At 47.1% G+C, this 20,470-nt stretch carries 21 protein-coding genes; 3 read left to right on the top strand and 18 right to left on the bottom strand.

Translation table 11 applies throughout. From position 1 onward, the window contains the following. Positions 1-10 precede the first annotated feature (10 nt). The gene (locus KSZ58_RS05525; protein ID WP_002608488.1) at positions 11-241 is read left to right on the top strand and encodes a NifU family protein; all 231 of its coding nucleotides are present in this window, start codon (positions 11-13) and stop codon (positions 239-241) included. A gap of 100 nt (positions 242-341) precedes the next feature. Here the strand turns inward: KSZ58_RS05525 and KSZ58_RS05520 are convergent, their stop codons facing one another. Beyond that, complete coding sequence (locus KSZ58_RS05520; RefSeq protein WP_021420293.1) at positions 342-1,343, bottom strand: nucleoid-associated protein; 1,002 nt, start codon at positions 1,341-1,343, stop codon at positions 342-344. Between the two features lie 185 nt (positions 1,344-1,528). Here KSZ58_RS05520 and KSZ58_RS05515 point away from each other — a divergent pair, with 185 nt between their 5' ends. Continuing rightward, positions 1,529-2,089, top strand: coding sequence for an HD domain-containing protein (locus KSZ58_RS05515; protein WP_008818903.1), 561 nt, complete (start codon positions 1,529-1,531; stop codon positions 2,087-2,089). Between the two features lie 172 nt (positions 2,090-2,261). Here the strand turns inward: KSZ58_RS05515 and KSZ58_RS05510 are convergent, their stop codons facing one another. From KSZ58_RS05510 to KSZ58_RS05470, 9 genes are all read right to left on the bottom strand, one after another. After that, a complete protein-coding gene (locus KSZ58_RS05510) occupies positions 2,262-2,555 on the bottom strand; it encodes a DUF4176 domain-containing protein (protein ID WP_002608485.1) in 294 nt (97 codons plus the stop codon). Between the two features lie 16 nt (positions 2,556-2,571). Further along, positions 2,572-3,489 (bottom strand): hypothetical protein, encoded by a 918-nt coding sequence (locus KSZ58_RS05505; RefSeq protein WP_009587481.1) that lies wholly within the window; start codon positions 3,487-3,489, stop codon positions 2,572-2,574. Positions 3,490-3,500: 11 nt separating this feature from the next. Beyond that, positions 3,501-3,680 (bottom strand): hypothetical protein, encoded by a 180-nt coding sequence (locus tag KSZ58_RS05500; protein ID WP_009587470.1) that lies wholly within the window; start codon positions 3,678-3,680, stop codon positions 3,501-3,503. Positions 3,681-3,696: 16 nt separating this feature from the next. Next, entirely contained in the window at positions 3,697-3,990 is a 294-nt protein-coding gene (locus tag KSZ58_RS05495) for a pore-forming ESAT-6 family protein (protein WP_002608482.1), read from the bottom strand. A 10-nt stretch (positions 3,991-4,000) separates the two neighbouring features. Next, positions 4,001-4,303 carry a WXG100 family type VII secretion target gene (locus KSZ58_RS05490; RefSeq protein WP_002608481.1) on the bottom strand — a complete coding sequence of 101 codons (303 nt, stop codon included), beginning with the start codon at positions 4,301-4,303 and terminating at the stop codon, positions 4,001-4,003. A gap of 10 nt (positions 4,304-4,313) precedes the next feature. Next, positions 4,314-4,568, bottom strand: a complete 255-nt coding sequence (locus KSZ58_RS05485; protein ID WP_008818907.1) for a hypothetical protein — start codon at positions 4,566-4,568, stop codon at positions 4,314-4,316. Continuing rightward, positions 4,561-8,676 (bottom strand): FtsK/SpoIIIE domain-containing protein, encoded by a 4,116-nt coding sequence (locus KSZ58_RS05480; RefSeq protein WP_154410857.1) that lies wholly within the window; start codon positions 8,674-8,676, stop codon positions 4,561-4,563. The genes KSZ58_RS05485 and KSZ58_RS05480 overlap by 8 nt, the downstream gene beginning before the upstream one ends. 177 nt (positions 8,677-8,853) lie before the next feature. Continuing rightward, positions 8,854-9,378: a protein kinase gene (locus KSZ58_RS05475; protein ID WP_008818911.1), complete on the bottom strand. Its 525-nt coding sequence runs from the start codon at positions 9,376-9,378 to the stop codon at positions 8,854-8,856. Then, positions 9,375-10,373, bottom strand: a complete 999-nt coding sequence (locus KSZ58_RS05470; RefSeq protein WP_008818912.1) for an FHA domain-containing protein — start codon at positions 10,371-10,373, stop codon at positions 9,375-9,377. The genes KSZ58_RS05475 and KSZ58_RS05470 overlap by 4 nt, the downstream gene beginning before the upstream one ends. Before the next feature lie 132 nt (positions 10,374-10,505). Here KSZ58_RS05470 and KSZ58_RS05465 point away from each other — a divergent pair, with 132 nt between their 5' ends. Then, positions 10,506-11,072, top strand: coding sequence for a hypothetical protein (locus KSZ58_RS05465; RefSeq protein WP_009269387.1), 567 nt, complete (start codon positions 10,506-10,508; stop codon positions 11,070-11,072). An 848-nt stretch (positions 11,073-11,920) separates the two neighbouring features. Here KSZ58_RS05465 and KSZ58_RS23140 read toward each other — a convergent pair. The 8 genes from KSZ58_RS23140 to KSZ58_RS05425 all read right to left on the bottom strand — a co-directional run bounded on the left by KSZ58_RS23140 (position 11,921) and on the right by KSZ58_RS05425 (position 20,462). Then, positions 11,921-12,049, bottom strand: coding sequence for a hypothetical protein (locus KSZ58_RS23140; protein WP_257269047.1), 129 nt, complete (start codon positions 12,047-12,049; stop codon positions 11,921-11,923). A gap of 2 nt (positions 12,050-12,051) precedes the next feature. Then, positions 12,052-13,380 carry a 6-phospho-beta-glucosidase gene (locus KSZ58_RS05455; RefSeq protein WP_009269388.1) on the bottom strand — a complete coding sequence of 443 codons (1,329 nt, stop codon included), beginning with the start codon at positions 13,378-13,380 and terminating at the stop codon, positions 12,052-12,054. 364 nt (positions 13,381-13,744) lie between these two features. Then, complete coding sequence (locus KSZ58_RS05450; RefSeq protein WP_008818915.1) at positions 13,745-14,779, bottom strand: PD-(D/E)XK nuclease family transposase; 1,035 nt, start codon at positions 14,777-14,779, stop codon at positions 13,745-13,747. 338 nt (positions 14,780-15,117) lie between these two features. After that, positions 15,118-15,801, bottom strand: a complete 684-nt coding sequence (rnc, locus tag KSZ58_RS05445; RefSeq protein ID WP_008818916.1) for a ribonuclease III — start codon at positions 15,799-15,801, stop codon at positions 15,118-15,120. Between the two features lie 39 nt (positions 15,802-15,840). Beyond that, on the bottom strand, positions 15,841-17,850 hold the full coding sequence (recG, locus tag KSZ58_RS05440; protein WP_009269389.1) for an ATP-dependent DNA helicase RecG: 2,010 nt from the start codon (positions 17,848-17,850) through the stop codon (positions 15,841-15,843). Between the two features lie 124 nt (positions 17,851-17,974). Then, on the bottom strand, positions 17,975-18,625 hold the full coding sequence (locus tag KSZ58_RS05435; protein WP_008818918.1) for a non-canonical purine NTP pyrophosphatase: 651 nt from the start codon (positions 18,623-18,625) through the stop codon (positions 17,975-17,977). After that, positions 18,622-19,602: an SEC-C domain-containing protein gene (locus KSZ58_RS05430; RefSeq protein WP_009269390.1), complete on the bottom strand. Its 981-nt coding sequence runs from the start codon at positions 19,600-19,602 to the stop codon at positions 18,622-18,624. Before KSZ58_RS05430 ends, KSZ58_RS05435 begins: the two co-directional genes overlap by 4 nt. Beyond that, the gene (locus KSZ58_RS05425) at positions 19,599-20,462 is read right to left on the bottom strand and encodes a radical SAM/SPASM domain-containing protein (protein ID WP_008818920.1); all 864 of its coding nucleotides are present in this window, start codon (positions 20,460-20,462) and stop codon (positions 19,599-19,601) included. Before KSZ58_RS05425 ends, KSZ58_RS05430 begins: the two co-directional genes overlap by 4 nt. Between the last annotated feature and the right edge of the window lie 8 nt (positions 20,463-20,470).

The following is a 20,470-nucleotide window of genomic DNA, read 5'->3' as shown; positions in this document are numbered from 1 at the left end:
AAGGAATAGGATGCAGACTAAGATAGATGAAATCAAGCAAACCATTGAAAAAATACGTCCATACATACAAAGAGACGGCGGCGATGTTGAATTCGTATCCTTTGAGGACGGCATTGTCGGTGTGCGTCTTCTGGGAGCATGCGTCGGCTGCATGTCCATCGACGATACCATTCAGGGAGGTATTGAGGCGATTCTTCTGGATGAGGTGGAAGGTGTCAGTGGCGTTGCGCTGATCGAGTAGTTATAAGACAAAAAAACACATGCTGCAGTTTATATTTCTAAATCCTGCTGTCATGTGTTTTTTCATATCCTCAAACGTACTATCCTTATTATCGATGCAACTATTTACTTGTGATTCGGGTGATGTTTTTCAGCTGTATGGAAATCGTTCCATCCGGCTGATTTTTAAATTCCACAAAATCACGGGAATTCATATAATCCACCGGAATAATGATTTCGATTCCCTTGTCTGTTTTTATCTTCTGTACCTTGTCCGAGCGTGCCGGCTTCACATATTCCACCTCAATCGGCTTTTCAACGCCCTGCTTGCGCAGTTCTTCGCGAAAATCATCACGGGCAAGCGGCTTCTCTGCAAATAGCAGCTCTGCGACCTCCTCAATTTCAATCGGTGTCTGCTGCTCAATATTCTCCTTGATGATGCTTTTCATTTTCGGAACGACCTCCATCTGATTCAAATCGTATTTATCGCTGATTTCCTCTGTGATTTTCGCCAGTGAGGATACCGCTTCCTTATACGATGGGGAGGTTGTGCTTTCCAGTATGATATCCGCAAAGAAATTCACCTTCTCCGCTTCGATTTCAACCTTGCTTTCCACACAATGCAGCGCATAATCACTCAGCTCTACGAGAAATGCCTTATCCGCCTTGACCAGAGAGGAGGATAACAGCGTGCGATAGGGGATGATTTCATTCCGCATACCGGCTTCCTCCTGTACAAGCGTATGTGTAATTCCCTCACTGTACGCATTGTCGATAACCAGCAGATAGCGCCTTCCCTCTTCCATCACCTGTGCAATCAGCAGATCGCTTGGATAGTATAAGGCACATCGCAGCTTCGCATCGAATATATGGCGTGCAAGCAGCTCACTGAGCTGTTCAAAACTTTGTTCCTGCAGCTTATAGCTGTCCAGCCACTGCTTAACCTGCGAGCTTTCCTTGAATTTTCCGCTTTTTTTGGAGGAGCTTGAAAAAACCTTGGATGCCTTGGTCTGCATCATTTTTTCAACCTCCGGCTGCAGCTCCTGCATACAGGCGGTACTCATAATACATGTATTCTGTTCACAGTCCAAAACGTGGACAATCACCTTTTCAAAATCCGGCATAAGCTCCCTCTTTCCTTTTGATAGACATTCCTGTTCATTCCATGTCTTTGCCTGTTTATGATACCCCATTTTGCAGTCTTTGCATAGTATGAATTGTCTGTGAAAATAAAAATCACAAAATGTTCACATGATTTATTCACAGAGTAGTGCTATAGTAATGTCAATGTAAAAAAGGTGGTCATGGAATGCAAAAAGCAATTTTTTCCAGAATTGATTTGAATAACGCCGACAATGATCTGGCTCAGGAGTATCTGAGCTGTATCCGGGATCTGCTGCATCTGCATGATGTACAGGACCTCAAAGCATTTACACAGCATATGAATACATCAAGATTTCAGCACTCGCTGAATGTCTCTTATTATACTTTTCTGATAGCACGGCGATTCCATCTGGATTCCTGCAGCGCCGCAAGAGCCGGCCTTCTTCATGATCTGTATCACTATGACTGGAGAAATCTGGATAAGGAGGAGCGTCCCATAGAAGGAAGACACTGTGCCGTACATCCGCAGATTGCTTTGGAAAATGCACGTAAGGCAACCTTCGTTAATACGATTATCGAAGATGCCATCGTACACCATATGTGGCCGATGACTCTGCGCTGCCCCAAAACAAAGGAGGGCTGGGTTCTGCAGGCTGTTGATAAATACTGCGCCATCAGCGAAATTCTTTTGCAGGGTGGAAGAAGAGTGCGATATTCCAGACTTGCTATTTCACTGGCTGCACTGCTTTCCTTCAGCATTCGATAGCACTTATATACAGATAATGCTGTGTTTGGGATTCATTTCCGGGCACAGCTTTTTTCTTTTATCGAATGAACATGCTGCTTGAATTTCCGTCAGTCGCCTATCCTATATAAAACACGTCCTTTCTCTGTTAAGAGATGCGGACGTGTTTTGATTCTACAGGGCATCCAACAGCTTATTCCAGCAGCTTCAATTCCTTAAGCTTTTGTTCCATATAGCTGCGAAAGGCGAATTCCTCTTCCTCCTGCAGCCCGACATGATAGATGCGGTCAATGTCCTCTCCCTGAAACATATACAGCTCGGAGGCATCCAGTATGCCTTCCGGATACAGCACCGCAGCATAATCATACAGGATACCGCTGGAACGCTCCTCCTGAATTCTACCGATAATCATTAGTTTTTTTCGCCCTTTCTTCAGGGTGATTACACTGCCAAGAGGCAGAATATTTCGTAATGCTTCCTTTTTCATTCCTTATACCTTCCCATCAGTAATTGATTTTAACTTTAAATCCCAGACCTGCAAGCAGTGAAGCCTTTCCGCCAAACTCCACTTCCCCTGTTTTACTGGAAAACTCTGCACCAACGCCGGCAGCACCAAGCTCACCGGTACCACTCAGCGTTATGTCTGCGCCAAACAAAGAGAATTTGCCCTTTACCTCCCCCTGTACGGCCGCCACTCCGATTTCGCCCTTCAGCGTAACCTCATCCTTCTTAATCACTGCCTTTGCGGCTCCTTTGGCAACACCGACTCCTACAGAAGCCTCAATCCCGGCATGCACATACGAGGTTCCGATATCAAAACCGGCTTTCAGCTGTGCGAGCGCAGCTTCTGCTTCCGCCTCCAATTGCAGCTGCGGATTCCAGGTGCCGTCATCATACAGCAGCCCCTTCCCATCCACAGACATGTGGGCACTGCCAAGTGTAAACTGGGCATTTGCCGATGTATATTTGCTGTTTTTTCCCACTGCATAGCGAAAGGCATCAAAGCCGCCGAAAATTCCGGCACAGATACCGTTTTTCGCATAATCGACAAGGGATCTGCCATTGCCGAAGGTCGTATGTGTGCGATGGGTGGTTTTCCAGCTGTCCTTTCGTGTATACCAGGCATCCGACCAATCGCTGTCACTGGATAGGGATGCTGCTGTTCGCAGCTGTCCAGCCTGCTTCAGAAGACGCTGCTCCATCGATTCATATTGCATTTGTGACTCATGGAAAAAGGCTTGCAGCTGATACAGCTGTGCAGACAGCTGTCGCTGCAGGACAGATAAACGGTTTAGCTGCGTTGTTTGTCCCAGAATATTCTGGAGCTGGTAAACAGAGGCACTCAGGCGGCTGCTTTGTTTCCAGGTTTGCTGTGTGCTTTGCTGAAGCTGCAGCAGTTTTCCGGTATGTATCTTTATCATTCGGCTATTGCCTACAGCATACGCAGACCCTCACATATCCGAATCTGTTCCTGCACATTATGCAGGACATTGCGATACTGTCGCTGCAGCAGGGGAAGCTCTGCGCCCTGTGCTGCACTTGGCAGCATGACGGTTTGCTGGCGCAGCTGTGTCTGCAATGCATACAGCTGCTGCAAGTAGCCGTTTGCCATGGTCTGGATAAGAATCCTAGAAGCCTTCGGCACTGGCATTCAGCTGTGCCTCCATGCTTTGATAGGTAGATACCGTCTGATCAAGGAATTTTGCATAGGATTCGACAATTGACCGATAATTGTCAAAAACCGGCAGCATTCCGTGAAAGCGGGATCTTATTTTTTCTGAAGCCGGAGACTGCCAATAGGCAGCAAGCTGATTCATTGAAGTACCGATTTCCTGCAGACAGGAATTCAGCTGTTGATTCTGTGAACGGATACTGGCAGCTGTCTGGGTTACCTGTGCCAGTGTAATTTGTAGCTGATCCATGATACACCTCCTAATTGACCAGACGGCGGGCCATCTGTGCTCGTTCATCCTGTGTCTGTCGATAGGTCTTGGCACTCAGCTTGAGAAAAGCCGCATACTCGCGCATGAGTGCCGCCATCTGCTGAAAGTCTTTTTCAAACCCCTGAATCTGTGATACAAAGGCCTGATTATCCTTTCCCTGCCAGCCGCTGCCCATCGCCGCCACCTCTTGAAATAAACGGCGGTAATTCTTTTCGTAGGACAGGGTCTGCTGCTCAATCTGTCCTGCCGCACTGTCCAGTCTGGCAGGATCCACTTGTATTTTTATACTCATTTCATTCCTCCTATAAGATGATGATGCGTTCTGCGTTGCGAATGCCGGCATCCTTAACACACAATGCGAAATCCGGCATGCTGTCCTGCTGCTCCAGATACCATATAGCATCCTTTAGACTGCCCTTTTCCAAATGCCAGGCAGCCTCCAGTAATCGTGATACAAAGCGGTGTACAACACCCAGTTTTGCCTGTGCGGGAAGCAGCACCTCCATACCCTGCTGCACCGCTGGTACATACACCTCCACCAGTATTCTTTCATCCATTTTCCTCGACCTCCCATAGCTGCAGTATTCTGCATGTATCCTCCTCCCAGTAAATCGCTTCCTTGCTTTTCAGTATTTTATCTGTCTGCACATTCCTTTTTAACGTATAGGAATGCTCCTGAAATCCTTTTCCCATCCAGAGAACAGCGGCATCAAGCCATACCGGTGCATACCAGTCCCATAGGGAATACGCACTTAGATGAGGTATGGTCTCAATAAAAATATGATGCAGCTGCTCTGCCTCCAGCAGTTTCTTCATGAAGGCTGTATCCAGACTCAGCTCATCCAGCTGATGCCATACGATATATTGCTTTTGCGGCTGCTTCAGCAGTCGATCAAGCGTATCCAAGGAGGATGGCTTTCGTTTCGCAAGCGAATGCGGGCTGAATATATGGACACTGCCTCCTGTTTCCAGCTGCTTCAGATAGAGGGAAATGAAGCTGTCATTCAGACGGTAGGCAGCCAGAAGAAACAGACAGCGCCCTGTGGGATAGGCTGTATAAATTTCCTCCTGCGTTTTGATTTCCCTGCCCAAAAAGCTGCTGTCACATTGCATTGCAAGAGGATGGGAAACATGTGCCGGCATACGTGGAACAGCATAAGCCGGCGGTGTTTGCGAACGGGATGCCTTCATCCATGCCTCCTTGCGATAGACGGCAATCTGAAACATACAGAGAGTATCGTTATATTTCATTAGACCACAGCCCGGCTGTGTCAGCGGAATACAGCTTTGTTCACAGGAGAAGAGATAGCTGTAATCCTCATGCTGTGCACACTGCAGGGCATACCAGTCTTCCAGACAGGCCTGTATACGCATGGGAATCTGCTGCAGAACAGCCGTTGTGATACAGCATACAATGCCGTATTTTTTTCCTTCGCGCAGCAGATAAAGCAGTTCCTCCTCCAGCTCCTGATACAGTTCATGAAACACTTCATAATTATGAAGAATACAAAGGATTCCCTGTTCGCTTCTCTGTGCTCTGCGCTGTTTTATCATGCGCCTCATAAAGCTGAAAAAGCTTTGAATTCCCTCTGCATCCTCTCTTTGAAATACAGCGGCAACCTGCTGGTACTGCGCATATTTCATGAACAGCGGCTTATCGAAATCAAACAGATAGAGTATGTTCTCAGACTTCACAAGACAGCTTTGAATCAGCGTTTCCACAAACATGCTTTTCCCGCTCCCCACCATGCCGCACACAGCGAGGTTGCGTCCGTCCCACACGGACATGGAAAAGGGAATCTGCTGCTGATGGGCAAGATCATCCAGCAAACCAAGGGTCAATGCAGTTTCCTTAGCCGGAAGCTCCTCCTGTTGCAGATTCGGCTTTAATGGCGGCATCCACAAAGGAGCGGCACGCTCTGTGCTGATAGCACACAGTGCATCACAAACCGCCTCCAGCTCGGTTTTTGCCACCGTACCGCCTGCCATCGGTAAATCCTGCATATTCCCGTCACTGTCATAATAGGAAAGATACAGATCCGATGCCTCCTTTCCGCAGGGATCATAGGGTGCCTGTGTCCAGGCGCTTTGCCCCTGCACAAAGACCTCATCATGTCCTACCTGTAAAAACAGCTGACCGGGATGCTGCAGATGGACAGCGGAGTCCTTTTTCAGCATATCCATACTGTCATTGCGATCGGCAACCTTTAAACAGAGACGAAAGCGTGCATTGCTCCAAATCTGTTCATCCACAACACCGAAGGGCTTCTGTGTTGCCAGCAGCAGATGGATACCCAGGCTTCTTCCGATTCTGGCACACTGACGCAGATGATCAAGAACCGCCGGAAAGAGCTGCTTCAGCTCGGCAAACTCATCTGCTACCAGAAACAGGTGGGGCATCGCCGTAAGGGAGGGATGCTGCTTTCTGAGCTGCATGTATTTATCGATATCCATACTGCTGATTCCATACCGCTCCCCTGTATCCGCCAGCTGCTGCTGTCTGCGGGTAAGCTCGCCTTCTATTGCACACATACAGCGCATCAGAATGCCCTTATCCAGATTCGTAATGATACCAGCGGTATGCGGCAGCTTTGCCAGAGCATTGGCCATTGTCCCCCCCTTGAAATCAATCAGCAGAAAGCTGACATCCTGACAGGAAAACGTAACAGCCAGCGACAGCAGATAGGTTAGAAGACATTCACTTTTGCCGGAGCCGGTCATTCCCGCAAGCAATCCATGCGGTCCGTGGCTGTGTTCATGCGCATCCAGATACAGCTCACCGCCGTCTGCACTTTGTCCGATGATCACGCGCAGACTTTTCGCAGCATCACTCCCCTGATAGCGGGAGGCTATCTGAAGCTCCTCAACACTGTGACAGTGAAACAGCTTTAGAAAGCTCAGCATTTTCTTACCCCGTGCACTATCCTTTGGATACGCTGAGCGTTGAACAAAGGCAGCACGTCTTTGCCTTTCTGTGCATGTATCGATTGTAAAGTCCGCATGACGCTGCGGCCATCGCACGCTGCGGCCGTTTATCTGCAGCTGAAGATCAGCAGCGTTGTTCAGCGTATCGCTCCAGCGCAGTTGGTGAATTTTTTCATGCGCAGGCAGCTGCAGAGAATCGGTAAGACACGGCTCCAGAATACAAACGATGACATCCTTGATACCTTCATCGTCCACCACTGCTTCCAAAAGACGCCTGCAGCGGCCTGCGCTTGTCTCATCCCATACAAGCAGTCGCTGCCTGTCCACAAACAGGTGTGGCAGACAGAACAGCTTTTCCCTTGAAATCAGCGCTTTATCCGCAGCGATACAGATACGGGTTTCCTTTTCCGGCTGCTGTATGACCAGCTGCAGCAGGATATTCAGCAGCGTGTCGATGCATACGGATCGTTCGCCCTCCAGACACAGAGACTGACACTCGCGAAGATCTGCCACGATGGGGACATTTTCCAATCTGAACTGACCAGCCTGCAATCCGTGCAGCTTATCCAGTAGCACATCCTGCGTCATGGAGGATACATGAGGAATCTGCAGATCAACGCCCGCTGGACAGCTGCCCTGTCCCAGCACCACATGCAGCCAGTCCGCATGATTCACACAGCGAAGACGATACGGCTTTTGAGCAAGAAAATCGACACAGAGCTTGGAAACCGGCGGATACCAGTGCTGTAGATATGCAGTCTCCTCCTGCATTGCCTGTTGAATACGCTGTTTCACCTCCAGCAGATAGCAGGAGTACACATAGCATCGTTTTTCTTCCTTTCTACGCTGCTGCTTTCGCTCATAACGCTTGGAGAGCAGCGGCCAAAGGATTGTTCCCAGCGCCATGCTGAGGGACATGAGCAGTGTCGGTACCACAGAAAGCAAATCCTGCTTTCGCTCTGCTGCCAGCCAGAAGGAAAACAATCCCATTGCGGTGGAGGAAAGCCCCATGGTAATGGAGGGTCCCAGTACAAAGATTGCAGGAAGATTTTCCTGTGTGCCTTTGGCCAGAGGCAGCTCGATTTCCATCGTTAATTTCTGCACAGGCTCCGGTGTCAGGCATATGGCTGTGCCTGCTTCCTTTTCCTCTATGACAGTTTTGCAATAGGAAATTTCAGAAAGCCTTGTATCCGCTATTTGCTCTGGAACGAAGATACTGTCCTTTCCCATCAGCAGCATCACATTCCCAAGATAAATGACATCGCCCGGCACTACTGTATGCCTTGTAATGCGATCCCCGTTGACATAGCAGCCATTGGTGCTCGCCTGATCCACCAGCTCCCACTCCGTATCCTTCGCTTGTAAAAGCGCATGACATAGAGATATTCCAGCACTTTTCAGACACAGCTCCTGTGTGGAGGAACGCCCGATATGCACAATGCCCACCAGGGCATAGCCATGAAAGCGCAGAGCGTTTGCACACAGTTCTTCTGCATAAAAGCGTATCCGCTGCCCCTCTAGTGCAATCACGCAATGAAAGCCCGGTTCTATTTCCTTCTTATGCAGCTGATACAGAGGAGAAGCAGACTGCGTAACATGAAAGCTCCATCCGCCTATTCTCCATACTGCCTGCACCGCAACATCCCAATACTGATAAACAGGCACCGTCTTTCGCTGGTTTATCAGCAGAACCGTTTGTATGCCCTTGTCCTGCAACACACAGAGCTTTATCCTTTGCATAGCCTTACGAGCTCTTTCATAACAGCCTGCATGCTGCTAAAGCGCTGATTCCTTTCTTCCTGACAGCAGTGCAGAAGCAACGCATCCAATGCATCCCTGCATGCACCATCTGCAGGAAACTGTCCATGACGCAGGACATAGCAGGTTCTTCCAAAGCTGTAAATATCACTTCGCTCATCACAGTTCAGCGTACCAGCCTCTTTGGGAGAATAGCCGGGGAGACACCGCGGCTGCGACATCCTGTTCCTGCAGAAAACGGCTGGTCGCAAAATCCAGTAGATAGACATTTCCCTTCCAGTACTGCAGATTGGACGGCTTGATATCCAGATGTACAATCTGCTGCTCATGGAGATACTGGAGAAGTTCTCCCAGCTGCAGGCACCACTGCAGACGCTTTTGCTCGCTGCTGCAGCCCTGTATACGCGATAAGGAAACACCGGGAATATATTCCATCAGAATACAGCGGTACTGTTCCTCCTCAAATGCTGATATCAGGTGCGGGATACGCTCATGCTGCAGCCATCCCAGCATACATGCCTCTCTTTGATATACCGCCCGCAGATAAGCATCTGAAAATTTTGCATGATGCCGTACAATGCGTTTCAATGCATACAGCTGTGATGTCACGATATCCCGTACCAGAAACACCTCACAGGCCGTTCCCTGATACAGGCAGGCACAGATCTGGTAGCGCAGATTCATACGATTTCCTCCTTCTGCCAGCGAAACTGCAGATTCGCAAACCGTATGACATCCTGATCCTTCAGTTCACGGGATGTTATTCTTTCACCGTTGATATATGTGCCATTGGCACTGCCGCAGTCCTTCAGCACACCCTCCTCGATGCAGGCGTGATGCTGGGATATCGTTTTCCCACTCAGCACCAGATCATTGTCCTTTGCCCGACCGATTGTAAACTGCGCCTTATCCACACGTATGCTGTTCCATGACTTCAGATCCACCAGACAGCTGCAATCCTGTGCAAGCAGCTCCTGCGTCGGACTCTCCAGTTCCTTTTGTACCGCATAGCCGCCACTCTCCTCTTCGATCGCAAAGGAAGGTACAGCCATCGTCTTGGGAGCGGGCAGATCGCGTACCTGAAACGGTTCTTCCCTTGTGATATGAAACAGCTTTTCCAATAATCCCAAAGGCTTAGCCTGTGCAGCTTGCAAATCATGCAGCCCCTGTAAAACCTGAGGCAGCGTCAGATCTTCGCTGCGCAGGCAATAGCCTAGAAATCCCAGTGCCGCAAAATCCTGTGTTACACGGACACAATCCAGTAAATCCTTTAAAAACTGCTTCAGCTCCTCCTTTTGAAACAGCCAGTTGTCCACAACCAGCGGAAATACAAGAAAGCGCAAAAGACCTCCGTCATAGCTGAGAAATACATGCTCCAGCCGCATGGATACCGGCTTTCCGGCATTTACCTGCACCATATCCTCGAGTACATACAGCAGAAACGGCAACAGCTCTCTTTCCGCAAACAGATGCGCCTGTAAATACTCCTTCAATGTCAGATACCCCTTCGTATCATAATACAGCCTGGTTTTGCTGCGGGGATCACGCACACAGAGCAGACAGCGCTCATCCTTATGAATCTGTTGAAAGATATACTCATCAAAATCCTTTGTCCGCTTTAACACCACCTCCAGAAAACCATCATCACGAACCTCCATATGCTTTAACATAGCATCCATTTTTATCACCTCGACTTGCTTTTTACACTAGTAAATACGTAAAAAAAACATGAAACTCCTAAAAATTTCATGATTTCACATTTTTTCACATTTTTCAAATGGTATAATAGATTGCTGTAAAGGAGAATGCTCATGCGCCTAAATCAAACATTATGCATTGCGGGAATCTGGATCATCAATCTCAATACCCTGTGGTTTGTCAAACCACTTTCACAAAATCTTTCCCATCTGGGAAATGCACTGCATATGCGCTGGTATCTGATGCTATGGGCGGCCAGCGCTGCCTTATACTTTTATGTGTATACGAGAAAATGGATGGCTTCCCTTGAATACCGCAACAGGCTGGGTTGGCTTGTACTTTCACTCAGCTGTCTCGGTATGGTATTTTCCGTACTGCTTCCCTATGCCCCCTATGTACATGCAACACTGTCAAAATGGCATACTCGCCTTGCGATGGGATCCACCATCCTGTATGTGCTTTTGATTTTTCATATACTGTGTGAGCTGCTCACCAGAGATATAGCTGCTTTTCAAAAGGTGGCAGGACCTTATGCCATGCTCGTCGTATTCGAGCTTTTGCTTTATCTGTTAAATGGCGGTGTATCGACACTGCTTGAAATATGCTTTCCAATGGCTATGTCGCTTTATTTGTATACTGTCAACAGCTCTTTCAGCCGCAGGAACAGATTCAGTAAATAAGCTATGAATATTTCGATAGCCAAAATTCGCAGGTCACAGCATCTGGCTAAAGCAGGCTGTAAGCCTTTTGAACATTGGAAACAGCCCATGAACCACTTATGGAAAATGCAGACATACAAAAGTATTGTCACAAGGCAGATTCATACTGCATTATAAAGAGGATATCTTTTGTTTTATTGCATATCACTCTTTTCTCTCCCTGTATCATAATCTATTTATGACACCTCTGGAGGCTAGGGAATCTAAACATTTCGTAGTTTCCATATGTAGAAAAGGTCATACCTTGCCTTTTCAAAGTCCGGAGTTTTAAATCTTAACTAACATGATAAACAAAGGCTTACAGGCTAGTTGCTCTGCCTGTTACCTTCCTGCACAGGCTCTGCAGTGCCTCTTCCGGAAAATATATGATATCCACCGTTTCTGTGCCATTCCATATAACCAATATGCTTTTCATCCACTAAAAAAGAACACGTCTACCGAAACCAGATTCTTTCTTACTTTAGGGTGTCTGCAAACAGGGAGAATTCAACTTCTATTGATAAATACAATCGTGTTGCATTCTCCCTGTTTTATGTTTACCCACCGTCGAGAAAGAACTCCGAAACAGATGCGTGTTCTTTTCGTTTAGCTTTCAGGTACTCACCTTATTCCTGATACAATTCCTTACCATGAGGATCCCTTCGCACACAGCGTCTGCCATCCTGTATGGTTATGTAAACATACAGCGGCTGATTCTGATGCTCAGCGTCAAGCTCCTTATGAAAAATGAACTTCGTATCCTCATCATCAAGAAAATAAAATGCCAGATCCTTTGCGCCTGCTATGCTGAAATCATAAATAAATTCCAGCTAGTGCTGATGCGGTGGAATCTTCTTTACGGTATGCGGTGCGGTTCCCCCCGGATACAGAAAGCATAGATCCGTAATTCTGCTCGCAGTCTGATTGCGAACATAAATATCCTTCCCCTGCAGTCTCATGGCTATTTCCCACGAAACTGAGGCAGGTATTCCTTATGCGCCTCAATCAGCTCGTCTACTACGATATTTGCCAGATGATCACTTGGACACAATGGATTCATATTCAATGCCGTTACTGCCAAATCGCGGTTTCCTGTAACCGCAGCCTCAACAACCATACGCTCAAATGCCTTGATCATATGAATCGTTCCGGAAATCATCGGCTTCATTTCCCCGGTAGCCAGCGGCTTAGGTCCATCCGCAGTAATCATGCACGCAACCTCAACAGCGCTTTCATCCGGCAGATCACTGATACAGCCGTTATTCTGTACATCCACATATTGGATATCTCGCTTATCCGTATAGATGGACGCAATCAGATTGCATGCCGCATCGCTGTATTTTGCACCCCCGCGCATCTCCAGCTGCTTTGGTTTGACATCCAGCTGCTCATCCTTATACAGTTCAAACAGCTCCTCTTCCACACGGGAAACGACCTCACCGCGCACATTGCCCTTTGCGAATTGTTCCTGTTCTTCCTCCAGCTGTTCCTTTGTGAAAAAATAGTAATTATGATATGGGCATGGTATTGCATGCAACCCGCGAATAAAGGCAGGGGAATATGGCAGGGATATGAAGTTTTTCATTGCCAGCACATCCTCCGGCTTTACATTCGCATAGCGCTCTACAACCTCATCCATCACACTCATGCCGTCAAGAAACACATCTGTCGCAAAGATATGGTGATTCACTCCCTGCAGCTGCATGGTCACACGATGTTCCTCTACCCCGAGGATATTGGCGATACCGGCAACCATATTGACAGGGACATTGCACAAGCCGATCACTTTTTTGAAATCCGTATAACGCAGAACAGCTTCCGTAACCATACCTGCCGGATTTGTAAAGTTAATCATCCATGCATTCGGACAAAGCTCCTGCATATCCTTTACAATATCCAGTATGACCGGAATCGTACGGAATGCTTTAAACATTCCCCCGGCACCGTTGGTTTCCTGTCCAATCATCCCGTGGGATAAGGGAATCCGTTCATCCAGAACACGTGCCGGTAAACGACCGATACGCATTTGTGTAGTCACAAAATCCGCATCCTTTAATGCTTCTCTTCGATCATAGGAAAGAATCACCTTCATCGGCAATCCTGCCTTTTTCACCATGCGCTGAGCGAGAGCACCGACGATTTCCAGCTTTTCTCGTCCTTCTTCGATATCAACCAGCCATAATTCACCGACCGGCAATTCGTCGTAACGTCGAATAAATCCTTCGACAAGCTCGGGCGTATAAGAGGAGCCGCCTCCTATCGTCACGATTTTCACAAGATCTTTCTTCATCTCGTCCTCCTTAGTGGTATATACCACTGCAAAAGCATTATAACATGAGATTCCCCATCCGTAAATGAAAAAAGATACCGTTTTCATTTCTATATCGCTTATTTTGCGAAAGTGTTATTTCTATACAGAAACGTATCCGTTTGTAAGGTTCCTGTTCAATTGCAGGTAGCTTTAAAGCATACAGACGCAACACGATTGTATTGATCAATAGAAGTTGAATATACATCCTGAAGTAAGAATGAACCGGCTGTAAAAGCAGCTGTTCTTTTCCATGCCCTGCAATATAAAAAGGAAGCTGATCGATTACGATCGCTCCCTTACGTTTGTTATGCTCCAGATTTTCCTATCAGCTCGATGTGTATACTTATTTCACTTCTTTACCCTTCAGCCTGTCTTTCAAAGCATCATATGTATCACATTCCAGAATATGAAGAATTGCATCCTCAACCTGATGATCTGGCAGTGTATCTATCCAGTCATCCTCCTTGCCGTATTTGTGTGCTATTTGTGATTTCAACAATGCTCTTTTCCCTTTTTCCAGACCCTTTTCCATTCCTTTTTCGATGCCTTTTTCGATGCCTTTTTCCAAACCTTTCACGATACCTTTTTCAATGCCCTGTTCAAGCCCTTTCTGAAACCCCTTCTCAAGTCCGAGCCTTTCAGCCTCTGCTGTCTGCTCTCTCAAATTGGCCTGTACTGCTCGCTCTGCAAATTCAATGGATTCCGCCCAGCTGAATAATGAGCCATCCTCGCGCATCTCATTATATTTTTCCATAGCCACATTCACCATCCTTCTCTTCATGTTTAGTATAGCATCATCCGGATTATATGCAAGCACATAGCAGAAGGTTTCAAACTCCGTCAGGTTCTCTATGCCTCCGACCTCCTTTACACGCTGCCTGATCATCGGTAAAAACACAATCGCGCGATGCAGTGTACCGTTGGGCTCCTCCCGATTATCCTCATCCTTTACCGTGTAGTGTCGAATCATGCGCCCTGTATCCTTTGGCATTGCAAACATGAAAATAATCTGATAAAACGGCTTCAGCTTTGTGTAATCATCCCCCTGCTTCAGCTGTCTTCCGACCAGGCGGTAACCATACTGCTGAAAACGCAGCTGTTCCTCCTTCGTATACCCGGATACCTGCATTTCCAAATCATAGAGGTGACCTGTTTCATCCTCCAATACAACATCCAGAACCGCTCGTTTTCCGAAAAAGGCTTCCGGCAGGAGCTCCGGATTCAGCACCTGTGTCTTTTGAACCTTCAATCCGTAAATTTCTTCAATGATCCTGCTTCTCAGCATGGCAGAGCCTGCATCCTCACCAATCAGCATATACTTGAAAAATACATCATTGTGAAAGGGAATCGGATACTCCCTTTCCTTCGATTTTTGCATATGTCTCATCCTCCTTTTTTCCATATACACTCTTATATACGTATGGAAAGGGCAAAACTCCTAAATTTAACATGATATTTTTTGAATATTTTACAAGCTCCTGCTTTTTGGGGGGCAAAAGTCGGGTTCATGTAAACAATAACGAGGTGCTCTACAGTCGTATGAGAATTGAAACGACGGTACACTTCGTTTTACGGTTTCATATGCTCACACATGTTTGCAGCGATTGTCTCATAGCTTCCTGATTCTCCCCTATTATCTCTGCTTGTACACAGACATTTATGACTTTATCATGTCCGTTATAACGTAAAAAAAGAACCTGTTACGGCTCTTTTCTGTTATTTTACCATTTTTTCAAATGCATCCTTGGCTGCCATCTGTTCCGCCCGCTTTTTCGAAAAGCCCTTGCCGCGTCCCAGGTTGATATCATCCAGCATAACAATAACCTCAAATTCCGGCTTATTGCTTGGTCCGGAAACGTTTACAGTTTCATAATGCACCGTCTTACGGGAATCCGACTGTATGTACTCCTGCAGCTTCGTCTTATAATCGATCACCTTTTCACTTTTCGGGCGACTGATGGCAGGTGTAACAACTGCAGACAGAATACTGTCGATTGCCTCCATGCCCTGATCCAGAAAGACCGCGCCAAGCAGTGCCTCAAACATATCCGCCAGAATGGAATCCCGCTGTCTTCCACCCGTCTTTTCCTCACCAACGCCAAGCATTAGATATTTTCCAAGGCCCAGCTGCCGGTTGTATTCCGCCAGTGCCTCCTCACAGACAAGCTGTGCACGCAGGGTTGTCATCTGCCCTTCGCTCAGCTCCGGCTCCAGCAGAAACAGCTTCTTCGTCGTCCATAGCTGCAGTACGGCATCTCCCATAAATTCCAGACGTTCATTATCATGCGCATAGGACTTATGCTCATTCACATAGGAGGAATGCACAAGTGCCTGTGTAATCAGCTTTTTATCGGAATAAGCGATATTCTGATTCTTTAACCATTCAAATATTGTATCCATTACCTAGTATCTCCTCTTGTTTTCCTGTATATTATACCACTAATCCAGATATGTGGCACTCCCAACTGCATGCTCAACATACATTTTTATCTCCTCATAGCCGATTGTGTCGAGATGTGCAAGAATTTCCGCTGCATCCTCACGCGCGACCTCCAGAATATTGGCATCCTGAATCACATCTCCCAGAATAAAGCCCGGTACACCGCTTTGTCTGGTTCCAAGAATATCGCCGGGGCCTCTAAGCTGCAGATCCGCACGGGCTATCGCAAAGCCGTCTCTTGTCTGTTCGCAGATTTTCAACCGCTGCAGGGAATCCGGATCCTTCGTGCTGCTTAACAGATAACAATATCCCGGACGCGTTCCTCTTCCGACCCGGCCCCGCAGCTGATGAATCTGTGAGAGTCCGAAGCGGTGCGCATCATAAATGACCATGATATTGGCAGCCTTCACATCCACACCGACCTCAATTACCGTTGTGGATACGAGGATATCAACCTCCCTGTGAAGGAAGCGCTCCATGACCGCATCCTTTTCCTGCGTATTCATTTTTCCATGAAGCAGTGCTATGCGATACCGCCGTCCCAAAGAGGCACACATCCCGTCATAAATTTCCGTCACGTTGCGCATATCCATATCCTCATTTTTCTCAATCGCAGGGCATACCACATAGCATTGATCCCCTTCATCTATTTTTTCCAGCACAGCTTCCAGAATCGGACTCATGGAACGGCTGGATATCAGCTTTGTCGTAACCGTAGAGCGCCCCTTGGGAAGCTCCTGAATCGTGGACACATCCATATCGCCATACAGGGAAATCGCCAGCGTACGGGGAATCGGTGTTGCACTCATCAACAGAAAATCAACCTTTTCCCCTTTTTCCAGCATTTTCTTTCGCTGGGCAACACCAAAACGGTGCTGCTCATCCGCAACCACCATACCCAGATCATAATATTCCACATCATCCTGAAACAGTGCGTGCGTACCGACCAGAATATCAATTTCATTATGCTTCAAGCGCTCCAGTACATCCTTTTTCTGTGCCGGCTTCAGGCTCGAATACAGCACGTCAACGGTAATGTCAAAGTCCGAAAACAGCCGCTTCAGATTTGTAAGATGCTGCTTGGCAAGAATTTCCGTGGGTGCCATGAAAACCGCCTGCTTATGTGCCAACACACAGGCATACAGGCCAAAGGCTGCCACCATCGTCTTTCCACAGCCGACATCCCCCTGCACCATGCGATACATCACCTTGTCACTGGATAAATCCTGTAAAATTTCCTCAACCACCCTGTTCTGGTCATTTGTCAGGGAAAAGCTCAGGGAATGCTTTAAATCCATAACGTCCCCCATGGAGAACTGCTTGGCACTCCCCTGGACCATTTCCGTATCCCTGGCCTTTAACGCCTGCATGCTCAGCTGAAATTTCAGGAATTCCTCATATTTCAAATGCCGAAGGCTCTGCTTCACCGCCTCCATACTGGACGGATGATGAATGAAATACAAGGCCTGCTTTCTGGGAATCAGACGATATTTCTCCAGATACGGCTTTGGAATCACATCCGGAATCTGATTCTGCAGGGCCTGCCATGCCTTATCAATATAGCGAACCAGCTCCTTCTGTGTGATCCCCTCACGAACATTGTATACCGGATGGATCCCCAGCTGCTCTTTCATAGGCTTAAAATTATACTGCAGCGCCGTGACACGGCTTCCTCCGTCATATTTGCCAATAATCGTGATTACCTTCCCCATCGTAAAAGCCGACACCCAGGGGCGGTTAAACAGCGAAACATCAAGCTCCTCATCCTCCAGCATCACCTTAAAGCGGGTAACACTCTGTTTTCCCCTGAAACGGATCACCCTTGCCCGGTTCACAATAACCGCCTCGAAGATGATCCTGTCTTCCTTTTCCCATGTATCCCGGGGCTTCGCCTCCAGATGTTCATACCGGAACGGATAACAGGTCAAAAGATCCTCTGCCCGCATAATCTGCATACTATGAAGAACCTCTGCCTTTTTTTCTGATATACGCAATGCTTTTAATTCCATGTCCACGCATCCTTTTCGAGTGTTATTATATCATGAATCCGGCATTCTTTATAACCGGAAAGCAAAAAGGATGAACAAAATCCTTTTCCAACGCGATAAACAGCCTTCCTTTGGAAAACTGGTGTTATGATGTCTCTTCCAGATGGAATGCCCTGCGATAAAATGCCAGCATATTTCTATACGAGGTAAGGCGTTTTTCATCCTCCCCTGCAGCTGCATACTCTGTATCTGCCATATCATGAAAATACTTCATCGTTTTTGCATCGATGGAAATAGAATCAAGCGGCCATCCCGGTGTGCGCTGCTCATGCGGCGTGTCACAGAGATAAAAGGCGAAGTCTCTTGCCGTTTCCATATCCTCCATATACGTATAGATGTGCTGTTCATCGTACACAACGCAAACTCCGTTACGGTAGGCGGAAAGCAGGCGTCCACCGAAATCTGCGGCTATTCTGCGATAATAGCTGATCATTTCCTCATCGTTCAATTCTCTGCCCTGTACACGGCGAACATGTGTTTTCGGCTGCAGCGGGTCATCCTCTTTCAAATCGAGGAAATACAGACCACTGTCAAAGGCAACGGTCGGTATCCGGGCAGAGCGATAATAGGCAAGCGCCTTGATCCTTGCATTTTCAATTGGTGTCGCACCATCCTCTTCAATCCTTACATGAAGCTGTACATCCTGCGGTGTCACAAGCTGCACATCATATGCCTGCAGATAACGCTGTACAGAGCGTACCTTGTTTCTGTTGGTTGTTCCTACCAGTATATTCATACACCCTGTGCCTCTGTTTTATCCAGTATTTTTTTACAGCACGCCTTGAATTTCTTCCCGCTGCCGCAGGGACACGGCTTATTGGGCTTTGCGTCCGTATAGGCGCTGGTATCCAGTGGCAGCTGAACTTTGTTTACCCGGGTATCCGTCAAATTCTGTTTATATGTATCCCTCTTCCCATATTGCTTTTTCCATTGCACATAGGCACTGTCATCACCGGTTTGTTCAGCGATATCCCGTGCAATATCCAAAAACATCTCCTGAAAAAAGCTGTCCTGCAGCTGTAGTCCACGTATAATCATATCATAACAGGCATCATAGTCCCTGCGCTGCCACAACTGTGTCAGCCATCCATATAAAATGTTGGCATCTTCAGGAGAGTGTTTTATTAAACGATTATAACACGCATCACAGGCTTCCTGATCCTCATGCATTTCATAAATATCCGCATAGGCGCGTTCATAATTTCCTTTCGTTATGGAATCCAGATCCACACTTCTCAAAACATCCACAAGTAGTGCCTGTGACCATGGATAGGAGCTTGCATTCATCAGATGCATATCCAATTCATTTAACAGATTTTCAATCTCATAATAGTTTTTATCTGTAGTTGTAAGCTTGCGGATATCCCGTGTTCTCTTTTTCTTTAAAAGCCTTCTGAGATTATTGACAAATTCTGTCATCAACGGAAGTGCTTCTTCTTCGGTGTTTGCAGATGCCAGCTCCTCTATGGTTTCCATTACCCGGGAAAGGGTGATGTCCTTTTCCTCATGTGCTGCATCTTTAACAATGTTCATCATAATGAATTCCACTACCGAAGAATTGGTCAAAAGCTCTAATTCCGGAAGCTGTTTATCCGCTTCCAGCAGCTCCTTTACAATACAGGCTTCAGCAGCCTTCATCCAAATACCCTGCTCGCTCAATTTCGTAGCATACTGCTGAAAACATGATAATTCTCTAATGCTTTCTTCTTTCATACACTTTTTTCTCCTCTCTTATGTTCTGTGAAGCGCAGGCGGTAGCTGCAATGCTTACACAGCTCCTCCACGATGTTATGCTGTGCAAAGCCCGCTTTCATCTGTACGGCACGCTCACTGTTAAGAATAGAGGAAAACGAGCGTGTGAATATATTTCCAAGTGCTGCATCTCCTCTGGAATCCAGACAGCAGGGTACGACAGTTCCATCACTTAGAATAGCACACATCTGCATCATCCCAAGGCAGCGCCCGTAATCAGATACATACGGATGCTGCAGGGACGGCCATTGAAATACCGATTCCAGATTCAGATGCAGATGATCTCCCACATCCAGACGCATACGCTTTTCAAATTCCTGCGGATGCGATATATGATAATGCTGTGTCAGCTGCTGCAGTAACCTTGTGCTTTCACCGGATAGCTGTCCGTTTTGTACACTCCACAGGCGATAGCTGATATGTACGCCTTTCTGGGCAAGCTCCTCACACACGGAGAAGACATGCTCCAGATACTGCGGCTGCTCATGCTCGGGAAAGCTATGCAGGGATACATTGACCTGCCGCAGTCTGCTGTTCATAAGAACATCACGACATGCGTTCAGCAGGGTGCCGTTCGTTGTCAGATTCACCTGCATTTCCTGCTCATCACAAATCTGCAAAAACGTTTTCAGATCTGGATGGGACAGCGGTTCTCCCAGCACATGAAGATATACATGCCCGGTGTATGGCTTGATTTCTCTGATGACATGTGAAAACTGTGCAACTGACATCCTGCGGGGTTTTCTTTGATTTTGTATGCAGAAGCTGCAGGACAGATTGCATGTATTCGTTATTTCCACATATATTCGTTTAAACTGCATTCTCTTCT

The sequence above is a fragment of the Erysipelatoclostridium sp. DFI.2.3 genome, from assembly GCF_019132535.1.
Taxonomy (GTDB): Bacteria; Bacillota_I; Bacilli_A; order Erysipelotrichales; family Erysipelotrichaceae; genus Clostridium_AQ; species Clostridium_AQ innocuum.
This window is presented reverse-complemented; position numbering and strand designations above follow the sequence as displayed.

Coding starts and splice junctions, on each gene's coding strand:
- KSZ58_RS05525 (WP_002608488.1), top strand. CDS start 11: ATGCAGACTAAGATAGATGAAATCAAGCAAACCATTGAAAAAATACGT.
- KSZ58_RS05520 (WP_021420293.1), bottom strand. CDS start 1,343: ATGCCGGATTTTGAAAAGGTGATTGTCCACGTTTTGGACTGTGAACAG.
- KSZ58_RS05515 (WP_008818903.1), top strand. CDS start 1,529: ATGCAAAAAGCAATTTTTTCCAGAATTGATTTGAATAACGCCGACAAT.
- KSZ58_RS05510 (WP_002608485.1), bottom strand. CDS start 2,555: ATGAAAAAGGAAGCATTACGAAATATTCTGCCTCTTGGCAGTGTAATC.
- KSZ58_RS05505 (WP_009587481.1), bottom strand. CDS start 3,489: ATGATAAAGATACATACCGGAAAACTGCTGCAGCTTCAGCAAAGCACA.
- KSZ58_RS05500 (WP_009587470.1), bottom strand. CDS start 3,680: ATGGCAAACGGCTACTTGCAGCAGCTGTATGCATTGCAGACACAGCTG.
- KSZ58_RS05495 (WP_002608482.1), bottom strand. CDS start 3,990: ATGGATCAGCTACAAATTACACTGGCACAGGTAACCCAGACAGCTGCC.
- KSZ58_RS05490 (WP_002608481.1), bottom strand. CDS start 4,303: ATGAGTATAAAAATACAAGTGGATCCTGCCAGACTGGACAGTGCGGCA.
- KSZ58_RS05485 (WP_008818907.1), bottom strand. CDS start 4,568: ATGGATGAAAGAATACTGGTGGAGGTGTATGTACCAGCGGTGCAGCAG.
- KSZ58_RS05480 (WP_154410857.1), bottom strand. CDS start 8,676: ATGCAAAGGATAAAGCTCTGTGTGTTGCAGGACAAGGGCATACAAACG.
- KSZ58_RS05475 (WP_008818911.1), bottom strand. CDS start 9,378: ATGAATCTGCGCTACCAGATCTGTGCCTGCCTGTATCAGGGAACGGCC.
- KSZ58_RS05470 (WP_008818912.1), bottom strand. CDS start 10,373: ATGGATGCTATGTTAAAGCATATGGAGGTTCGTGATGATGGTTTTCTG.
- KSZ58_RS05465 (WP_009269387.1), top strand. CDS start 10,506: ATGCGCCTAAATCAAACATTATGCATTGCGGGAATCTGGATCATCAAT.
- KSZ58_RS23140 (WP_257269047.1), bottom strand. CDS start 12,049: ATGAGACTGCAGGGGAAGGATATTTATGTTCGCAATCAGACTGCGAGC.
- KSZ58_RS05455 (WP_009269388.1), bottom strand. CDS start 13,380: ATGAAGAAAGATCTTGTGAAAATCGTGACGATAGGAGGCGGCTCCTCT.
- KSZ58_RS05450 (WP_008818915.1), bottom strand. CDS start 14,779: ATGCAAAAATCGAAGGAAAGGGAGTATCCGATTCCCTTTCACAATGAT.
- rnc (WP_008818916.1), bottom strand. CDS start 15,801: ATGGATACAATATTTGAATGGTTAAAGAATCAGAATATCGCTTATTCC.
- recG (WP_009269389.1), bottom strand. CDS start 17,850: ATGGAATTAAAAGCATTGCGTATATCAGAAAAAAAGGCAGAGGTTCTT.
- KSZ58_RS05435 (WP_008818918.1), bottom strand. CDS start 18,625: ATGAATATACTGGTAGGAACAACCAACAGAAACAAGGTACGCTCTGTA.
- KSZ58_RS05430 (WP_009269390.1), bottom strand. CDS start 19,602: ATGAAAGAAGAAAGCATTAGAGAATTATCATGTTTTCAGCAGTATGCT.
- KSZ58_RS05425 (WP_008818920.1), bottom strand. CDS start 20,462: ATGCAGTTTAAACGAATATATGTGGAAATAACGAATACATGCAATCTG.